The organism is Alloyangia mangrovi (genome assembly GCF_002300555.2).
Classification (GTDB): Bacteria; Pseudomonadota; Alphaproteobacteria; order Rhodobacterales; family Rhodobacteraceae; genus Salipiger; species Salipiger mangrovi.
In genome coordinates this window covers 63,600-81,080 of sequence record NZ_NTHN02000022.1, presented here as the reverse complement: position 1 = coordinate 81,080, position 17,481 = coordinate 63,600, and the positions used below count along the sequence as shown (strand labels likewise).

Annotated in this window: 15 protein-coding genes; 2 read left to right on the top strand and 13 right to left on the bottom strand. The window is 67.9% G+C overall.

All coding sequences use genetic code 11. The annotated features are described in order from the left end of the window. Positions 1–577: type III PLP-dependent enzyme domain-containing protein (locus tag CLG85_RS13530; RefSeq protein ID WP_512699372.1), on the top strand; the 577-nt coding region annotated here is incomplete at its 5' end. Positions 578–620: 43 nt separating this feature from the next. Here the strand turns inward: CLG85_RS13530 and CLG85_RS13525 are convergent. The 3 genes from CLG85_RS13525 to CLG85_RS13515 form a co-directional block, all read right to left on the bottom strand. Next, entirely contained in the window at positions 621–1,589 is a 969-nt protein-coding gene (locus tag CLG85_RS13525) for an acetamidase/formamidase family protein (RefSeq protein ID WP_095882673.1), read from the bottom strand. 173 nt (positions 1,590–1,762) lie between these two features. Next, on the bottom strand, positions 1,763–4,897 hold the full coding sequence (locus tag CLG85_RS13520) for an efflux RND transporter permease subunit (protein WP_095882672.1): 3,135 nt from the start codon (positions 4,895–4,897) through the stop codon (positions 1,763–1,765). Between the two features lie 22 nt (positions 4,898–4,919). Then, positions 4,920–6,077 carry an efflux RND transporter periplasmic adaptor subunit gene (locus CLG85_RS13515; RefSeq protein ID WP_176476614.1) on the bottom strand — a complete coding sequence of 386 codons (1,158 nt, stop codon included), beginning with the start codon at positions 6,075–6,077 and terminating at the stop codon, positions 4,920–4,922. Between the two features lie 139 nt (positions 6,078–6,216). Between CLG85_RS13515 and CLG85_RS13510 the strand changes: the two genes are divergently transcribed. Next, positions 6,217–6,885: a TetR/AcrR family transcriptional regulator gene (locus tag CLG85_RS13510; protein ID WP_095882671.1), complete on the top strand. Its 669-nt coding sequence runs from the start codon at positions 6,217–6,219 to the stop codon at positions 6,883–6,885. A gap of 6 nt (positions 6,886–6,891) precedes the next feature. On the opposite strand, the gene hutC is transcribed toward CLG85_RS13510, so the two are convergent. From hutC to hutI, 10 genes are all read right to left on the bottom strand, one after another. Further along, positions 6,892–7,620 (bottom strand): histidine utilization transcriptional repressor HutC, encoded by a 729-nt coding sequence (gene hutC / locus CLG85_RS13505; RefSeq protein ID WP_095882670.1) that lies wholly within the window; start codon positions 7,618–7,620, stop codon positions 6,892–6,894. Between the two features lie 10 nt (positions 7,621–7,630). After that, a complete protein-coding gene (locus CLG85_RS13500) occupies positions 7,631–8,422 on the bottom strand; it encodes an amino acid ABC transporter ATP-binding protein (protein ID WP_095882669.1) in 792 nt (263 codons plus the stop codon). Continuing rightward, the gene (locus tag CLG85_RS13495; protein WP_095882668.1) at positions 8,419–9,087 is read right to left on the bottom strand and encodes an amino acid ABC transporter permease; all 669 of its coding nucleotides are present in this window, start codon (positions 9,085–9,087) and stop codon (positions 8,419–8,421) included. The genes CLG85_RS13500 and CLG85_RS13495 overlap by 4 nt, the downstream gene beginning before the upstream one ends. Continuing rightward, positions 9,087–9,731, bottom strand: a complete 645-nt coding sequence (locus CLG85_RS13490) for an amino acid ABC transporter permease (RefSeq protein ID WP_095882667.1) — start codon at positions 9,729–9,731, stop codon at positions 9,087–9,089. Before CLG85_RS13490 ends, CLG85_RS13495 begins: the two co-directional genes overlap by 1 nt. Before the next feature lie 124 nt (positions 9,732–9,855). Beyond that, the gene (locus CLG85_RS13485; protein WP_095882666.1) at positions 9,856–10,677 is read right to left on the bottom strand and encodes a transporter substrate-binding domain-containing protein; all 822 of its coding nucleotides are present in this window, start codon (positions 10,675–10,677) and stop codon (positions 9,856–9,858) included. A 154-nt stretch (positions 10,678–10,831) separates the two neighbouring features. Then, positions 10,832–12,229: an FAD-binding oxidoreductase gene (locus tag CLG85_RS13480; RefSeq protein ID WP_260349092.1), complete on the bottom strand. Its 1,398-nt coding sequence runs from the start codon at positions 12,227–12,229 to the stop codon at positions 10,832–10,834. Continuing rightward, on the bottom strand, positions 12,226–13,917 hold the full coding sequence (gene hutU, locus CLG85_RS13475) for a urocanate hydratase (RefSeq protein WP_095882664.1): 1,692 nt from the start codon (positions 13,915–13,917) through the stop codon (positions 12,226–12,228). The genes CLG85_RS13480 and hutU overlap by 4 nt, the downstream gene beginning before the upstream one ends. 23 nt (positions 13,918–13,940) lie before the next feature. Continuing rightward, on the bottom strand, positions 13,941–14,741 hold the full coding sequence (hutG, locus tag CLG85_RS13470; RefSeq protein WP_095882663.1) for an N-formylglutamate deformylase: 801 nt from the start codon (positions 14,739–14,741) through the stop codon (positions 13,941–13,943). Next, a complete protein-coding gene (gene hutH / locus CLG85_RS13465) occupies positions 14,738–16,255 on the bottom strand; it encodes a histidine ammonia-lyase (protein ID WP_095882662.1) in 1,518 nt (505 codons plus the stop codon). Before hutH ends, hutG begins: the two co-directional genes overlap by 4 nt. Next, positions 16,252–17,457 (bottom strand): imidazolonepropionase, encoded by a 1,206-nt coding sequence (hutI, locus tag CLG85_RS13460; protein ID WP_260349087.1) that lies wholly within the window; start codon positions 17,455–17,457, stop codon positions 16,252–16,254. Before hutI ends, hutH begins: the two co-directional genes overlap by 4 nt. Positions 17,458–17,481 lie beyond the last annotated feature (24 nt).

Sequence of the window (17,481 nt, the reverse complement as noted above, 5' to 3'; positions counted from 1 at the left end):
GCTCGAAGGGGTCGCCTTCGGGCTGCGCGACAGCGCCGAGGCGCTGCGCGGCGCCGGGCTGCCCTGCCCGGTGGTCAGCGTCGGGTCGACCCCCACCGCCCATGCCGCCCGCGATCTCTCGGGGGTCACCGAGCTGCGCGCCGGGGTCTACATGTTCTTCGACCTGGTGATGGCCGGGATCGACGTCTGCACGGTGGACGACATCGCGCTCAGCGTGCTGACCACGGTGATCGGCCATCAGGAGGCCAAGGGCTGGGTGATGGTCGACGCCGGCTGGATGGCGCTGTCGCGCGACCGCGGCACCGCGGCGCAGGCGGTGGACCAGGGCTACGGGCTGGTCTGTGACGAGGCGGGCCGGGTGATCCCCGATCTCATCGTCACCGCCGCCAACCAGGAGCACGGCATCGTGTCGCTGCGCCCGGGCAGCGCCGCCAGCCTGCCCGAGCTGCCGCTCGGCACGCGGCTGCGCATCCTGCCCAACCACGCCTGCGCCACCGCCGCCCAGCACGACCGCTATCACCTGCTGCCCGCCGAACCCGGCCCGCTGCAGGTCTGGCCCCGCTTCGGCGGCTGGTGAGGGCCCGCCGTGCCCGGGGCGGTGCCCCTGCCCCGGACCCGGCTCAGCCCCCGGCGCGGCCGGTCTCGAGGATCGACTTGCGCAGCCGCCCGTGCACGCCCTTCTCCTGGTTCACCGACTGTGTGACGGCGAAATCCGCCGCCAGAGAGCAGAGCTGGTAGGCCTCGGTCTCGGTGATCCCGACCCGCTCGCGGATCATCGCGATCATCTGGCGCAGGGCGATCTGCAGCGCGGTGTCGAGGCTGGCATGGAAGCCCATCGAGATGAGCTCGTCCTTGGTCTCGGCGCGGGGATGGTCGATGGCCGTGTCCCCGGCCTTCAGCAGGTCGAAGCGGAAGGTCCCGGTGAGGGCGGTCTCGAGCGCGGTGATGCAGACCTCGCCGTCGCCCTGGCAACCATGGCCGTCGCCGCAGGAAAAGAGCGCCCCCTCGGTCTGCACCGGCAGGTAGAGCGTCGCGCCCTCGGTGAGCAGCTTGAGGTCCATGTTGCCGCCGTGCTGGCGGGGCTGGATCGAGGTGATCTCTCCCCACTCGGGCGCCGGGGCCACGCCCATGACGCCGAAGAAGGGCGCGAGCGGCAGGGTGGCCCCCCAGGGCAGCCGGCAGGTCTTTGCCTCGCGGTCTATGGGGATGAGCGAGACGGCGGACTGCGAGACGGGAAACTCCCCGGGCAGCGTGCCCGAGGCCGGGCGCACGAGGTTGAAGCCCCAATCGGCGCCCAGCTCCACGCGCTCGATCTCGACCTTCAGCACGTCGCCGGGCATCGCGCCCTCGATCGCCACCGGCCCGGTCAGCAGGTGGGCAACGCGCGGTAGGCCCGCCGCAAGAATCTCGCGCAGTTCGGGCGCGACGGTCATCCCCGAACCCTCGGCAGGCAACAGCTCCTCGCGGCCCGAGAAGGTCTGGATGGTCACCCGGTCGCCGGGAGCGACGGTCATCACCGGCGGCAGCTCCGACCAGAAGCGGCCCCAATGGACGGTCTGCGGGGTGGCGGCGAGGTGGTGATGGGTCATGGCGTCGGGCTCCGGATTGGCTCGGGCCGAGCTTCGCGGCGCCGCGCCGCAAGGTAAAGCGGGGAATGGAGAAACTGACCGCTCCGCCGCGCAAATCTGGCGCTGCTCATAGCCGCCGGAACAAAAAGAGCGGACCCTAAGGCCCGCTCTCTGGTTTCAGCTCGCTCTGGCGATCAGCCCGCCATCTCGGCCCGCTTGGCGGCCAGCTCACGCTCTTTCTTGCGGCCGAAGACCTTCATCACCACGACGAAGAACAGCGGCACGAAGAGCACGCCCAGCACGGTGCCGGTGATCGTCCCGCCAAGCACCGCCGAGCCGACCGCCCGGCGCCCGCCGGCGCCCGCGCCGGAAGAGAGCACCAGCGGCACCACACCCAGCGAGAAGGCCAGCGAGGTCATGATGATCGGACGGAAGCGCTGGCGCGCCGCCTCTTTCACCGCGACCAGCAGCTCTTCGCCCGCCTCGTAGCGTTCTCGGGCGAATTCCACGATCAGGATCGCGTTCTTGCCCGTCAGGCCGATGACGGTCAGCAGGCCGACCTGGAAGAAGACGCCGTTCTCGAAGCCGAACCAATAGGCCGCGCCCATGGTGCCGAGCACGCCGATCGGCATCGCCAGCATCACCGAGAAGGGGATCGTCCAGCTTTCGTAGAGCGCCGCGAGGCAGAGGAAGATCGCCGCCAGCGACAGCCCGTAGAGCAGCGGGGCCGAGCCGCCCGAGGCGCGTTCCTCGAGAGAGAGGCCGGTCCAGGCGATCTGGTAGCCCGGCGGCAGCTGCGACGCGAGCTTCTCGATCTCGGCCATCGCCTCGCCGGTGGTCACGCCCGGAGCGGGCGAACCCTGCAGCTGCATGGAGGGCACACCGTTGTAGCGGTTGAGGCCCTGGGGCCCGTAGGTCCACTCTTCCTTGGTGAAGTTGGCGAAGGGCACCAGATCCCCGTTGGCATTGCGCACGCGCCACTTCTCGAGGTCCGAGGGGGTTGCACGGCTGTCGGCCTCGCCCTGAACGTAGACCCGCTTGATCCGGCCGTTGTCGTTGAAGTCGTTCACGTACTGACCGGCCCAGGCGATCGACAGCGTGTTCCCGACATTGGTCGGGGTCACGCCCATTGCGCCGGCGGCGCGCCAGTCGATATCGAGGTTGAACTGCGCCGCATCCTCCAGCCCCGAGGGGCGGATCGAGGCGATCAGCGGGCTTTGCGAGGCCATGCCCAGCAGCTGGTTGCGGGCGGTCAGCAGTTGTTCATGCGTCTGCCCGCCCTGCGCCTGCAGGTAGAAGTCGAAGCCCGAGACGTTGCCCAGCTCGATCACCGCCGGCGGCACGATCGGGAAGACCATGGCGTCGCGGATCCCCATGAAGGCCGGGAAGGCACGCCCCGCCACCGCCTGCACGCTCTGCGCGGGAGAGGGGCGCTCGGACCAGTCCTTCAGCCGCACGAAGGCGAGGCCCATGTTCTGGCCCTGCCCCGCGAAGGAGAAGCCGACCACGCCGAACATCGAGTCCACCGCCTCGGATTCCGTGGCGAAGTGGTCCTGCACCTGCTCGACCACGTCGAGCGTGCGCTCGGCGGTGGCCCCGGTCGGACCCTGGATGAGGGTCATCAGGATGCCCTGGTCCTCGTCCGGCAGGAAGCCGGTGGGCGTGTTGTTGAACAGGAACACCATGGCGTAGCCAAGCGCGCCGTAGACCACCAGCATGCGCAGCGGGCGCTTGATGATGTGGCCGACGGTACCGGCATAGCCCCCGGTCAGCTTGTCGAAGCCCTTGTTGAACCAGCCCAGCGGGCCGCGATTGGTGTGATGCGCGTCCTTGCCCTTGAGGATGGTGGCGCAGAGCGCCGGGGTCAGCGTCAACGCGACCAGCACCGACAGGCCCATGGCCGAGACGATGGTGATCGAGAACTGCCGGTAGATGATCCCGGTCGAGCCGCCGAAGAAGGCCATCGGCACGAACACCGCCGAGAGCACCAGTGCGATGCCCACGAGCGCGCCGGTGATCTGCCCCATCGACTTGCGGGTCGCCTCGCGCGGGCTCAGCCCCTCTTCTTCCATGATCCGCTCGACGTTCTCGACCACCACGATGGCGTCATCGACGAGCAGGCCGATGGCCAGCACCATGGCGAGCATGGTCAGCGTGTTGATGGTGAAGCCCGCCATGGCGAGGATCGCGAATGTGCCGAGGATGACCACCGGCACGGCCAGTGTCGGGATGATCGTCGCGCGGATGTTCTGCAGGAAGAGAAGCATCACGAAGAACACCAGCACGATGGCTTCGATCAGGGTCTTCTGCACCTCGTGGATCGAGATCTCGATGAACGGGGTGGTGTCATAGGGGATGACGTAGCTGACGCCCTCGGGGAAGAACTCCGAGTATTCCTCGATGCGCTTCTTCACCCGCTCGGCGGTGTCGAGCGCGTTGGCGCCCGAGGCGAGCTGCAGTGCCATGCCCGAGGAGGGCTTCCCGTTGTAGCGCGCGATGGTGGAATAGTTCTCGGCACCGACCTCGACCCGCGCCACGTCCTTGAGCAGCACGAGGCCGCCGTCGGTCTCCGAACGCAGCACGATGTTGCGGAAGTCCTCGGGGGTGCTGAGCAGCGACTGCGCGGTGATCGTGGCGTTGAGCTGCTGGCCCTCGGGGGCGGGCAGCGTGCCGAAGGCCCCGGCCGAGATCTGCGCGTTCTGCGCCGAGACCGCGCTGACCACGTCCGACGGGGTCATTTCGAAGGCAGAGAGCTTGGACGGGTCGAGCCAGATCCGCATCGCGTATTGCGCGCCGAAGACCTGCGCCCCGCCGACGCCCTCGATCCGGCTGAACTCGTCCACGAGGTTCGAGTTCAGGTAGTCCGAGAGGTCAGCCTGGTCCATGCGGCCATCATCCGAGATCAGGCCGATCACCATCATGAAGGAGGACGAGGCCTTGGCCACGGTGACGCCGAGCCGCTGCACCGTCTCGGGCAGCAGCGATGTGGCCTGTGCCAGCTTGTTCTGCACCTGCACCTGCGCCACGTCCGGATCGGTGCCGGATTCGAAGGTCAGGGTGATCGAGGCGGTGCCCGCCGAGGTCGAGGAAGACGACATGTAGCGCATGCCGTCGAGCCCGGTCATCTGCTGCTCGACGATCTGGGTGACTGTGTTGGCCACCGTCTCGGCCGAGGCGCCGGGGTATTGCGCGCTGATCCGCACCGAGGGCGGCGCGATCTCGGGGTATTGCGCGATGGGAAGGGTGAGGATCGAGAGCACCCCGATCCCCATGATGAGGATCGAGATCACCCAGGCAAAGACCGGACGGTCGATGAAGAAGCGTGCCATTGTCAGGTTCCTTGCGTCGGGCTTATTCGGTGGCCGCGGCGGTCTCGCCGGCGGCCTCGGCGCGCTCCTCCGGGGCCACGGTCTGGCCCTCGGCGATCTTCTGCAGCCCGGCCACGACCACGCGGTCGCCGGCCTGGAGCCCCTCGCTCACCACCCACTGGTTGCCCAGATCGCTCTCGATGGTCAGCTGGCGGGTCTCCACCACGTTCTCGGCGTTCACCACCATGGCCATCGGGCGGCCACGGCGGTCACGGCTGACGCCCTCCTGCGGCACAAGGACGGCCCCGTAGACCGAGCCCTGCGGCAGCTCGACCTGCACGTACATGCCGGGCAGCAGGAAATGGTCGGGGTTGGGGAACTCGAGGCGCAGCACGACCACGCCGGTCTGCTCGTTCACATGCGGCTCGGCGGCGGCAAGACGGCCGGTGTGCTCGTAGAGCTCGCCATCGGCGAGGCGCAGGCTCACCTCGGCCTCGCTTTCGCGCGCGGCGGCCTGGCCCGAGCGGCGCCAGCGCAGCATCTCGGCGGCGGATTGCGTCACGTCGACGTTCACCGTGTCGATCGAGCGGATGGTGGTCAGCGCGGTGGCCTGGCTGGCGGTCACCAGCGCGCCCTGCGTCGCGTCCGACAGGCCGACGACGCCGGAAAGGGGCGCGCGGATGGTGGTGCGCTCGAGGTCGATGTCGGAGGACAGAAGCTGCGCCTCGGATACTTTCACCGCCGCCTCGGCGACGTCGCGCGCGGCCAGGGCGTCATCCAGCGTCTGCTGGCTGGTCACCGAGCGGTCGCGCAGCTCCTGCTGGCGCTTCAGCTCACGCTCGGCCGAGGCCAGCGTCGCCTGCGCCTGCGCAAGACCGGCTTCCGCCGAGGCCTTGGCCGCCTCGTAGGTGGCCGGATCGATGCGGTAGAGCGGATCACCCCGGTTGACCGTGGTGCCCTCGTCGAAGAGCCGCTCGTTGATGATGCCGCTCACCTGCGGACGCACCTCTGCCACACCGGAGGCCTGCACCCGGCCCGGAAGCTTGGTGGTCAGCGTCACGTCGGAGGATTGCAGCGTCACCACGGTGACCGGCTGCGGTGGCCGCTGCCCCTGCTGCTGCGCCGAGACGGCGGGGGCGAGCATAACGGCAGTTGCCAAGGCGAGAGGCCGCAGCAGGGCGGAAGCGGGTCGGATCGGCATGGGAGGGCTCCGGTAACAGCAATAACGTACTTCTTGCACGCAAGTCGTGAATCGCGATAAGGAAACTCAATGGTTTTGTAAAGCTCGCAGATGCATCAGCGTTACGATTTAAATACCGCCCTGTGACCCAAGGACACAAATGACCGATTCCGCCCAGCCCGACGACGCTCAGAGCCCGCCCCGCCGCCGCGGACGGCCGGTGCAGATGGACCAGAAGACCCGGGAAGAAATGGTGCTGTCCGCCGCCACGCAAATGATCGCCGAGCGCGGCCTGGAGGATGCCTCGGTCGCCGCCATCGCGCGGCAGGTCCATATGTCCAAGCGCACGATCTACACGATGTTCGACAGCCGCGAGGCACTGCTCGGCGCCTGTTTCGCCCGCATCGGCCAGCGTATCTTTCGCAGCCGGGACAGCCAGAACAACGGTGCGCCGCTGGAAGAGCGGCTGCGCCACCTGCTGACGCTGAACGAAGAGCCGAGCCTCAACGAGGCACCGCTGGAGCTGCTGCGCGCCGTGATCACCTCGGCCCCGACCTACCCCAAGCTGGCCTGCAGCATCCTCGAAACCGGCGCGCTTTCGCTGCGCAACCATATTGCGCGGGAACTTTCCGATGCGGTCGAGTCCGGCGAGCTCGCACTGAAGCTCGAAGACTGCGACGCCGCCGCAGAGATGCTGATGGACATGGCGTTCGGCAACGGCATCCACAAGTTGCTCGATCCGCAGCGCTACTGTTCTTCGCCCGAGGTGCGCGCGACGCGGCGCGACCGCGCCATCGCGCTCTTTCTCGATGGCGCCCGCCCGCGCTGAGCCCGCTCAGGTCGCCGAAGGGGTGAAGCGTGCGCTGAGCCGGTTGGCGGCGCCCGGGTAGGTCAGACGGACCTCGGTCACCGTCTCGCCCTGCCGCCAGGTCCGGCGCTCCATCACCAGGCAGGGCGTGCCTGCCGAAAGATCGAGCAGCTTTGCCACCCGCGCCGAGGCGCCGACGGCGGCGATGGTGTGCTCGGCCTCGCTCCAGGGGATGTGCCGCAGCAGCCAGACCCCCGGCGCCAGCTCGGCAAAGCTCTCCGTCCGCGCGGCAGGGGCGACCTCGAGGTTGATCACCCGGTCCTCGAGGCAGAAGGGCGCCTCGTCGGCATAGTGCAGGCACGTGAGCGCGAGCACCTCGGTGCCGTCCTCGATGCCCAGCTCCCCGGCTTCGCTTGGCGCGGCCTTGCGCAGCACCCTTTCGACCACCTCGTGCCGGTAGGTGCCGCCCTGCGCGGTCACCTCGTCCTTGATATCCTTGATCTCGAGCACCGCGTTCTGGCTCTGCTGCGGCATGACGATCGAGCCCGTCTTGCGCCGCCGCAGCACCAGACCCGCGTTGGCGAGTTGGGTCATCACCTTGTTCACGGTCATCCGCGAGCAGCCGTATTCCGTCCGCAGCTCCTGCTCGGTCGGAATGCGGTGCCCAGGCGGCCAGGCCCCGGAGAGGATCTTGCCTTCCAGGTCGCTGCGGATGCGCTCGTGCAGCGAGGATCTGGGAGCGCTCTCCTTGCTCATGGGGCCTCCGTCAGATCAGCGTCGACGCGCCGCGATCGAGATACGTGTCGAGGAACTGCTCGAGACGCGGGTGGCGCGGCTTGGCAAAGACCTTCGAGGGCGCATCGGTGAACAGCAGCTTGCCGTGGTCGAGGAAGCTGATCTGGTTGCCCACGGTGGCGGCAAAGCCGATCTCGTGGGTCACCACAACCATGGTCATGCCCTCGGAGGCAAGGCCGCGCATCACGTTCAGCACCTCGCCGGTCAGCTCGGGATCGAGCGCCGACGTCGGCTCGTCAAAGAGCATGATCTTCGGCTCCAGCGCCAGCGAACGGGCGATGGCCACGCGCTGCTGCTGGCCGCCCGAGAGCTGGCTCGGGTAGTGCCCGGCCCGGTTCTCGAGCCCGACCTTGCGCAGCTGCAGCATGGCCTTTTCCTCGGCCTCGGCCTTGCCCATCTTGCGCACCCGGCGCAGCGCCGCAGACACGTTTCCGAGTGCGGTCATATGGGGCCACAGGTTGAACTGCTGGAACACCATGCCGATCTGCGAGCGGACCTTGCGCAGATCGTTGGCGCTCTGACGCTGGCGCTTGCCTGCGCCGTCGTAGACGAAGCCGAGCGGGCTTCCCTCGATGAAGATCGAGCCGTCGGTGGCTTCCTCGAGGAAGGCCATGCAGCGCAGCAGCGTCGACTTGCCCGAGCCCGAGGGGCCGATCAGGCAGGACACCTGCCCGCGCGGGATTTCCAGCGAGATGTCGTCGAGCACGGTCGTCGTGCCGAAGCGTTTCACCAGATGCTGAACGGAGATCGCGTTGTCGCTCATGCCTTGGCCAGCCTGTATCTTGAGAGTTTCTTTTCCGCGAACCGCCCGAGCAGGCCCGCCAGTTCGACCAGCACCCAGTAGACGAGCGCGATCAGCACCATTGCCTCGACGAAGGCGTATTCCTGCGAGCCGATGGCGCTGGCGGTCATGGTCATCTCGGGGACCGTGATGAGCGAGAGCAGCGCCGTCTCCTTCAGCAGGATGATCGCCATGTTGACCGAGGGCGGGATCACCAGCAGCGCCATCTCGGGCAGCAGGATGTTGCGGATGATCTGGATGCGGGTGAAGCCGAGGCATTCCGCCGCCTCGACATGGCCCGGCGGCACCGACTGGTAACCGGCGCGGAAGATCTCGGCGAAATAGGCGGCGCCGTAGACGCTGAGGGCCAGCAGGCCGGCGGGCAGCGCATCCAGCGACAGCCCGATGTAGGGGCCGCCGAAGTAGAGCAGGAAGAGCTGCACCAGGAAGGGCGTGCCACGGATCACCTCGATCGGCACGGTCAGCGCCTTGTCGACCAGCACGCCTCCGTAGCGCCGCGCGGTGGCGACAATGAAACCGATCAGCGCGGCAAGGAGCGTGCCGACCACCCAGACGAAGATCGTCATGGCGATGCCGGAGATCAGCTGGTCCTGCTTGGACAGGATGACATCGAAATCAAAGCCCATCACTTGCTCCCCACGCCCGGCAGGCGGCGTTCAAGCTGGCGGCCCGCCGTGGCCACCACGAGGTTGATCACCAGGTAGATCAGGCCCGCACTGGCGTAGATCTCGAGCGGCATGAAGGTCGAGGCCACGAGGTTCTGCGCCATCCGCGTGAGCTCGATCAGGCCGACCACCGACACCAGCGACGAGGCCTTGAGGATCAGGATCGCCTCGTTGATCAGCGCCGGCAGGGTCAGCCGCAGCGCGATCGGCACGCGGATGTGGAAGAAGGTCTGTACCGGCGTGAAACCCGCCATGTCGGCGCTCTCGACGAGCCCGGTGGGCACCCCCTCGAAACCGCCGCGCAGGTTCTCCGCCTGGTAGGCGGCGGTACAGATCGACAGGCCGATGATCGCGGTCACCAGCGAGGGGATCTGCACGCCGATCACCGGCAGCAGGTTGTAGAGCAGAAGGAGCTGCACGAGCAGCGGCGTGCCGCGAAAGAAGGATATGAAGAATTTCGAGAACCATTGCAGCGGGCGGATGCCCGACAGGTTCGCCGCCGACAGCAGGATCGCCAGAACGAGGCCGATCAGGATCGAGATCGTGCTGACGAAGATTGTCATCAGCGAGGCTTCGAGCAGCAGGTTGAAGAGTTTCCAGCTCATATTCCGGGAAGGGCCTCGGGCTTGGCGTCTGTTGCGGTGAGAAAAATGCCGGCGGTGGTCGCGTGACCCTCCGCCGGCCAGGCCGAAAGGGCCGGCCCGGGTGAACGGACCGGCAGGGATTGCCTTAGATGTTGGGCTCGGTCACCGCGTCGGGCGTGTCGAAGGTCTGGCCGAACCACTTCTGCTGCATCTCGCCAAGACGGCCGTCGGCTTTCATCTTCAGGATGGCGGCATCGATGGCGTCCATCAGCGAGGCGTGGTCGTCGTCCTTCAGGCCCGGGAAGCCGAAGTAGGTCTTGGTGCCGAAGGGCGCGACCACCGCGAAGATCTCGGGGCGCTGCTGCGCCACGAAGGCGATGTTCGGCAGCGAGTTGGCGACACCGGCGATGCGGCCCGCGGCGAGGTCGGCATAGGCCTCGTTGAACGAGACGTAGTCCTTGGTCTCGGGCGCCGGGGTCAGCGTCTTGCCGAACTCTTCGAGCTGGGCGAGCTGCGCGGTGGCGTGGCCCGAACCGATGGTCTTGCCGGCGATGTCCTCGGGCTTGGTGATCGAGTCGTCCTTGGCCGACTTCAGCAGGGCGACGGTGGCCTCGGCGATCGGCGGGGTGAAGCGATAGCGCTCCATGCGAGCCTTGGTGATGGTCGCGGGGCCCGCAACCATGTCGAACTGACCCGCTTCGAGGCCCGGCAGAACGCCAGCCCAGTCGAGGGTGATCCACTCGATCTCGACGCCCAGCTCTTCGCCGATGGCGGCGAAGACATCCATGTTAAGGCCCACGTGGTCACCCGCGTCGATGTAGTCGAAGGGGGCGAAGGCGGTCTCGGTGCCGACCTTCATGACGCCGGCTTCCTTGATGCGTGCCAGCGCGTCCTGCGCCTGGGCCGCGGCGGCCCCACCCATCAGAAGCGCGGCACCCGCGAGTGCGGAGATGACTTTGTTGCGCATATCCAGTAGTCTCCCTGTTGTCGGTCCCTGCCATCCCTCGGGCCGGGTTCCGATTTTGACTATACAAAAGGGACCACGCTGAGCCCCTGTGTCAATCCCTGCCGTTCGCCCTTCTCATGCGGGTTTGTGACAGGCAAGGCCAAGCGCCCAAAAATCAGGCGCATACCCGAAGGTCATCCGCGACTAGAGATCGAAAATCTTGCCCGGGTTCATCAGATTGGCCGGGTCCACCGCGCGCTTGAGCGTTTTCATAAGCGCCAGCGCCGCGCCGTGCTCGGCCTCCATGTAGCTTTTTTTTGCCCAGACCCACGCCATGCTCGCCGGTGGCCGTGCCGCCCATGGCGAGGGCGCGCTCGACGAGTCGGCCGTGTGCCGCCTGCACCCGCGCCTTCTCCTCGGCGTCGCCGTCATCGAAGAGCATCACGAGGTGGAAGTTGCCGTCCCCCACGTGCCCGTGCATCGGCGCGATGATCCCCTCCGCATCGAGATCCGCGCCGGTCTCGGCAAGGATGCGCGGCAGCTCGGAGACCGGCACGCAGACATCGGTCGAGAGTGACTTGCAGCCGGGCCGCAGCCCGCGCGCGGCATAGAGCGCCGAATGGCGCAGCGCCCAGACCTTGCTGTAGTCCTCGGGCGTGTTCACCGGGTGCAGCTCCGCACCGTTCTCCGAGGCCAGCGCGTCGAAGGTGTCGCGGTCGGTGTCGACCTGTTGCTCGGACCCTGCAAGATCGACAAGCAGTGTCGGCTGATCGGGCAACTCGGTCTTGTTGTAGGCATTGATCGCCTTGACCTGCAGCGCGTCCATCAACTCGATGCGGTTCAGGCACAGCCCAAACTGCAGCGCCTCGACCACGGTCTGCGTTGCGGCCTCGATCGTGGGGAAGCTGTAGAGCCCGGCCTTCGCCGTTTCGGGAATACCCGAAAGACGCAGCGTGAGCTCGGTGATGATCCCGAGCGTGCCCTCGGCGCCGATGAAGAGATGCGTGAGGTCATAGCCCGACGAGGATTTCCGCGCCCGCCCGCCGGTCTGCACGATCTGCCCGTCCGGCAGCACCACGGTCAGCCCCATCACCAGATCGGCCATGGTGCCATGGCGCACGGTCATCGTCCCAGAGGCGCGGGTCGAGGCCATGCCGCCGAGTGTTGCATGGGCGCCGATGTCGATGGGCAGGAAGAGCCCGGTCGCCCGCAGCTCCTCGTTCAGCGCCTGCCGGGTGAGCCCGGCCTGCACGGTGCAATCCATGTCCTCGGGGCTGACGCGCAGCAGCTTGTCCATCTGCGACAGATCAATGCAGAGCCCGCCTTGCGTGGCGTTCACCTGCCCCTCGATGCAGCTGCCCGCGCCGAAGGGCACGATCGGGCAGCCATGGGCGGCGCAAAGCTTGACCGCCTGCGCCACCTCCTCGGTGCTTTGCGCCATGAACACCGCGTCGGGCAGGGCCGCCGGATGCCAGCTGTCCCCTGCCCCGTGCTGCGCGCGGACCGCCTCGCCCCGCTCGATCCGGCCCGGGAAGGCTGCGTCCAGTGCGGCGAAAGCGGTCTGATGTGTCACCCTAGGATCCCCGGCAGGTTGAGTTGATGCTCGCGGGCGCAGTCGATGGCGATCTCGTAGCCCGCATCCGCGTGCCGCATAACGCCTGTCGCAGGGTCATTCCAGAGCACGCGCGCCAGACGCTTGTCCGCCGCCTCGGTGCCGTCACAGCAGATCACCATGCCGGAGTGCTGCGAGAAGCCCATGCCGACGCCGCCACCGTGGTGCAGCGACACCCAGGTCGCGCCCGAGGCGGTGTTGAGCAGCGCGTTCAGCAGCGGCCAGTCGGAGACCGCGTCCGAGCCGTCTTTCATGGCTTCCGTCTCGCGGTTCGGCGAGGCCACCGAGCCGCTGTCGAGGTGGTCGCGGCCGATGACGATCGGCGCCTTCAGCTCGCCGTTGCGGACCATCTCGTTGAACGCGAGGCCGAGCTTGTGGCGCAGCCCGAGGCCGACCCAGCAGATGCGCGCCGGAAGGCCCTGGAAGGCGATGCGCTCGCGCGCCATGTCGAGCCAGTTGTGCAGATGCGGATCGTCGATCAGCTCCTTCACCTTCTGGTCGGTCTTGTAGATGTCCTCGGGATCGCCCGAAAGCGCCGCCCAGCGGAACGGGCCGACGCCGCGGCAGAACAGCGGGCGGATGTAGGCGGGCACGAAGCCGGGGAAGGCGAAGGCGTCCTCGAGCCCCTCCTCCAGCGCCATCTGGCGGATGTTGTTGCCGTAATCGAGCGTCGGCACACCGGCGTTCCAGAAGTCGACCATCGCCGCGACGTGGTCGCGCATCGAGGCCTTGGCGGCCTTGGTCACGCCCTTGGGGTCGCTCTCCTGCTTCGCGCGCCACTCGGCGACGGTCCAGCCCTTCGGCAGGTAGCCATGCACCGGGTCATGCGCCGAGGTCTGGTCGGTGACGATGTCCGGACGACCGTTCGGCATCGGCTCGCCCGCCTTCATGCGGCGCACCAGCTCGGGGAAGACGTCGGCGGCATTGGCGATCAGTGCCACCGACTTTGCCTCGCCCGCCTTGGTCCAGCGCTCGATCATCTCGAGCGCCTCGTCCAGCGAGTGGGTCTTCTCGTCGCAGTAGCGGGTGCGGATGCGGAAGTCGGCGCGGGTCTCGTCGCATTCCACGGCGAGGCAGCATGCCCCGGCCATGACCGCCGCCAGCGGCTGCGCGCCACCCATGCCGCCCAGACCGCCGGTGAGGATCCACTTGCCCTTGAGGTTGCCCTCGTAGTGCTGGCGGCCCGCCTCGACGAAGGTCTCATAGGTGCCCTGCACGATGCCCTGCGCGCCGATGTAGATCCACGAGCCCGCGGTCATCTGGCCGTACATCGCCAGGCCCTTCTTATCGAGCTCGTTGAAGTGATCCCAATTCGCCCAATGCGGCACGAGGTTGGAGTTGGCGATCAGCACGCGCGGCGCGTCGGGATGGGTGCGGAACACGCCCACCGGCTTGCCCGATTGCACCAGCAGCGTCTCGTCTTCTTCCAGCTTCTTCAGCGAGTCGACGATACGGTCGAAATCTTCCCAGGTGCGGGCGGCGCGGCCGATGCCGCCGTAGACCACCAGCTCGTGCGGGTTCTCGGCGACATCGGGGTGCAGGTTGTTCATCAGCATCCGCATCGGCGCCTCGGTCAGCCAGCTTTTCGCGGTGATCTCGGTGCCGGTCGCGGGGAAGACGTCGCGCAGGTTGTGGCGGGGGTTGGTCATCTCGGGACTCCTCGGTGGCAGTGTTACTTGGCAAGCGCGGGCGCGAGCGCCTCGATCCGCTGCAGCAGCTCGGCAAGGTGGGCGCGCAGCTTCGCGGCCTTACCCTCGTCATAGGCATAGGGGGCCAGCTCGCTCTCGAGGTGGGTGTCCTGCGCCAATTCCATCTGGATCGCGTGGAAGCCCTCCTCGGGGCGGCCATAGTGACGCGTCGTCCAGCCACCGGTGAAGCGGCCGTTCAGTACCGACGTATAGCCCTCGGCAGCGGCACAGACCTCGGCCGTCGCGGCCTCGATCGACGGATCGCAGGTCGTGCCCTTGCCGGTGCCGATGTTGAAAGCGGGCAGCTTGCCTTCGAAGAGGAAGGGGATGTGCGAGCGGATCGAGTGGCAATCATAGAGGATCGCCACGCCGTGTTTCGCCCGGACCCGCTCCATCTCGGCCATGAGGGCCGCGTGGTAGGGAGCATGGAAAGCGTCGCGGCGGGCGGCGATCTCTGCCTCGTCCGGCTGCTCAAGCCAGATCGGCGTGCCGTCGAAATCGGTGAGCGGCACCAGTCCGGTTGTGTTCTGGCCGGGATAGAGGCTGGCGCCATCCGGCGGGCGGTTGGCGTCGATCACGTAGCGGTGGAAAGTGGCGCGCACCATGGTCGCGCCCGGCAGCAACCCTTCGTAGAGCCTGTGGATGTGCCAGTCGGTGTCGCTCAGTTCCTTGCCGCGCGGGGTGAGATTGTCGAAGATCTCGTCCGGCAGGTAGGTGCCGGTGTGCGGCAGGCCGAGGACGATGGGGCTGTCTCCCCTCGTGACGGTGACGGGCTCGTTCCTCACAGCGCTTCCTCCAGTTCTGCGGCGGCCAGCAGGTCGCCTTCGCGCACCAGCACGGCACCCTTTTCGAGGTCGGGCGCAAGGTAGCGGTCGTTCTCCAGCGGCGCGACATGCTCGCGGATCTTCGCGACCACGCGCGCCAGCCGGTGCGAGGTCTTCAGCGGCGCGCGGAAATCCACGCCCTGCGCGGCGCAAAGCGCCTCGACCCCGAGGATCACCGACAGGTTGCGGTTCATCAGACCAAGGCGGCGCGCACCATGGGCGGCCATCGACACATGGTCTTCCTGGTTGGCCGAGGTCGGCGTGCTGTCGGTCGAGCAGGGGTTGGCGAGGTGCTTGTTCTCGGACATGAGCGCGGCGGTGGTGACCTCGGCGATCATGTAGCCCGAGTTGAGCCCCGGCGCGGGGGTCAGGAAGGGTGGAAGATCGTGGTTCATCGCCGGGTCCACCATCAGCGCCACGCGGCGCTGCGCGATGGCGCCGATCTCGGAGAGCGCCAGCGCGATCTGGTCGGCGGCAAAGGCCACCGGCTCGGCGTGGAAGTTGCCGCCCGAGACGATGTTGCCCGGCCCCAGCACTAGCGGGTTGTCGGTGACCGCGTTGGCCTCGATCTCGAGCGTGGTCGCGGCGTAGCGCAGCAGGTCGATCGCCGCGCCCGCCACCTGCGGCTGGCAGCGGATGCAATAGGGATCCTGCACGCGGGTGTCACCCTCCCGATGGCTCTCGCGGATCTCCGAGCCCTCCATCAACTCGCGGATACCCGCGGCGACCTCGATCTGGCCGCGATGGCCGCGCAGTGTGTGGATCTCGGCGCGGGTCGGCGCCGTGGAGCCCATGATCGCGTCGGTGGTCAGGCTGGCGGTCACGACGGAGGTCTGCGCGTTGCGCCAGCCCTCGAAGAGACCAACAAGCGCCAGCGCGGTCGAGAACTGCGTGCCGTTGATCAGCGCAAGGCCCTCCTTCGGGCCCAGCACGACGGGCGCGAGGCCGGCCTTGGCGAGCGCGTCTGCGCCGTGCAGCACCTCGCCCTCGAACTCCGCCTGCCCTGCCCCAAGCAGCACGGCGGTCATATGCGCCAGCGGTGCCAGATCGCCGGAGGCGCCGACCGAGCCCTGACAGGGCACCAGCGGGGTCACGCCCGCCTCGAGCATCGCTTCCAGCAGCTCGACCGTCTGCACCTGCACGCCCGAGGCGCCGCGGCCGAGGCTCAGCAGCTTGAGCGCCATCATGAGGCGCGTGGTGGCGCGGGGCAGCGGCTCGCCGACCCCGCAGCAATGCGACAGGATCAGGTTGCGCTGCAGCGTCGCGGTGTCCTCGGGCGCGATCTTGATCGAGGCGAGCTTGCCGAAGCCGGTGTTGACGCCGTAGATCGCCTCGGATCCGGCGGCGGCATCAGCGACTACCTTGGCCGAGGCGGCGATGGCCGGGCGCGCCGCGTCATCGAGACGGGCGGGCGCATCGCTTCGCCAGAGCTGTTCGAGCTGCGCCAGCGTGGCGGTGCCGGGGGTGAGGATCATGCTTGGCCTCCGAAGATACGGGCATGGAGCGGGTTGAACCCGATGCGATAGGACAGCTCTGCCGGGCTGTCGGTGTTCCAGATATTGAGATCGGCGCGCTGCCCCGCGACGATACGCCCGCGGTCGGTGAAGCCGAGTGCCTTCGCCGCGTTCACCGTCACCCCGCGCAGCGCCTCTTCCGGGGTCATCCGGAACAGCGTGCAGCCCATGTTCATGGTCAGCAGCAGCGAGGTCAGCGGCGAGGTGCCAGGGTTGGCGTCGGTCGAGAGCGCCATGGGGACGTTGTGCGCGCGGAAGGCCGGGACGGGCGGCGCCTGCGTCTCGTGGATGGCATAGAAGGCACCGGGCAGCAGCACCGCGACCATGCCCGCCTGCGCCATGGCTTCGGCGTCGGCCTCGGTAGCGTATTCGACGTGATCGGCCGAAAGCGCGCCGTACTTGGCGGCAAGCTGGATGCCGCCCTGATGCGAGAGCTGCTCGGCGTGCAGCTTGACCGGCAGGCCGAGCTTCTTCGCCTCTGCGAAGACCGGCTCCATCTCGGCGGCAGAAAAGGCGATGCCCTCGCAGAAGCCGTCGACCGCATCCACCAGACCCTCGGCATGGGCGGCGCGCAGGGCCGGCAGGCAGATCTGCGTGATATACTCGGCCTTGGTCCCCTGCCATTCCGGCGGCAGCGCGTGCGCACCGAGGAAGGTGGTCACCAAGTTGACCGGGCGCAGCTCGCCCAGCTTGCGGGCGACGCGCAGCAGGCGCAGCTCGGTGTCGCGGTCGAGCCCGTAGCCGGACTTGATCTCCACCGTGGTCACGCCCTCGGCCAGCAGCGCATCGAGCCGCGGCAGGGATTGCGCGATCAGCGCCCCCTCGTCCGCCGCGCGGGTGTGGCGCACGGTCGAGGCGATGCCGCCACCGGCGCGGGCGATCTCCTCGTAGCTGGCGCCCTCGAGGCGCATCTCGAACTCGCGGGCCCGCGAGCCGCCATAGACGAGGTGGGTGTGGCAGTCGGTGAGCGCGGGTGTCACCAGACGCCCCTCGAGCTCGGTCACCTGCCAGTCGGCAAAGGTTTCGGGCAGGTCGGCCATGGGACCAACCCAGGCAATGGTTGCGCCGTCAATGGCGACCGCGCCGCCCTCGAGCAGCCCGTAGCCCTTCTCCTCCTCCAGCGTCACCAGGGTTCCGCCGCGCAGCACCTGTTGCTTTGTCATTTCGATTCTCCCGGTCGTTACGTC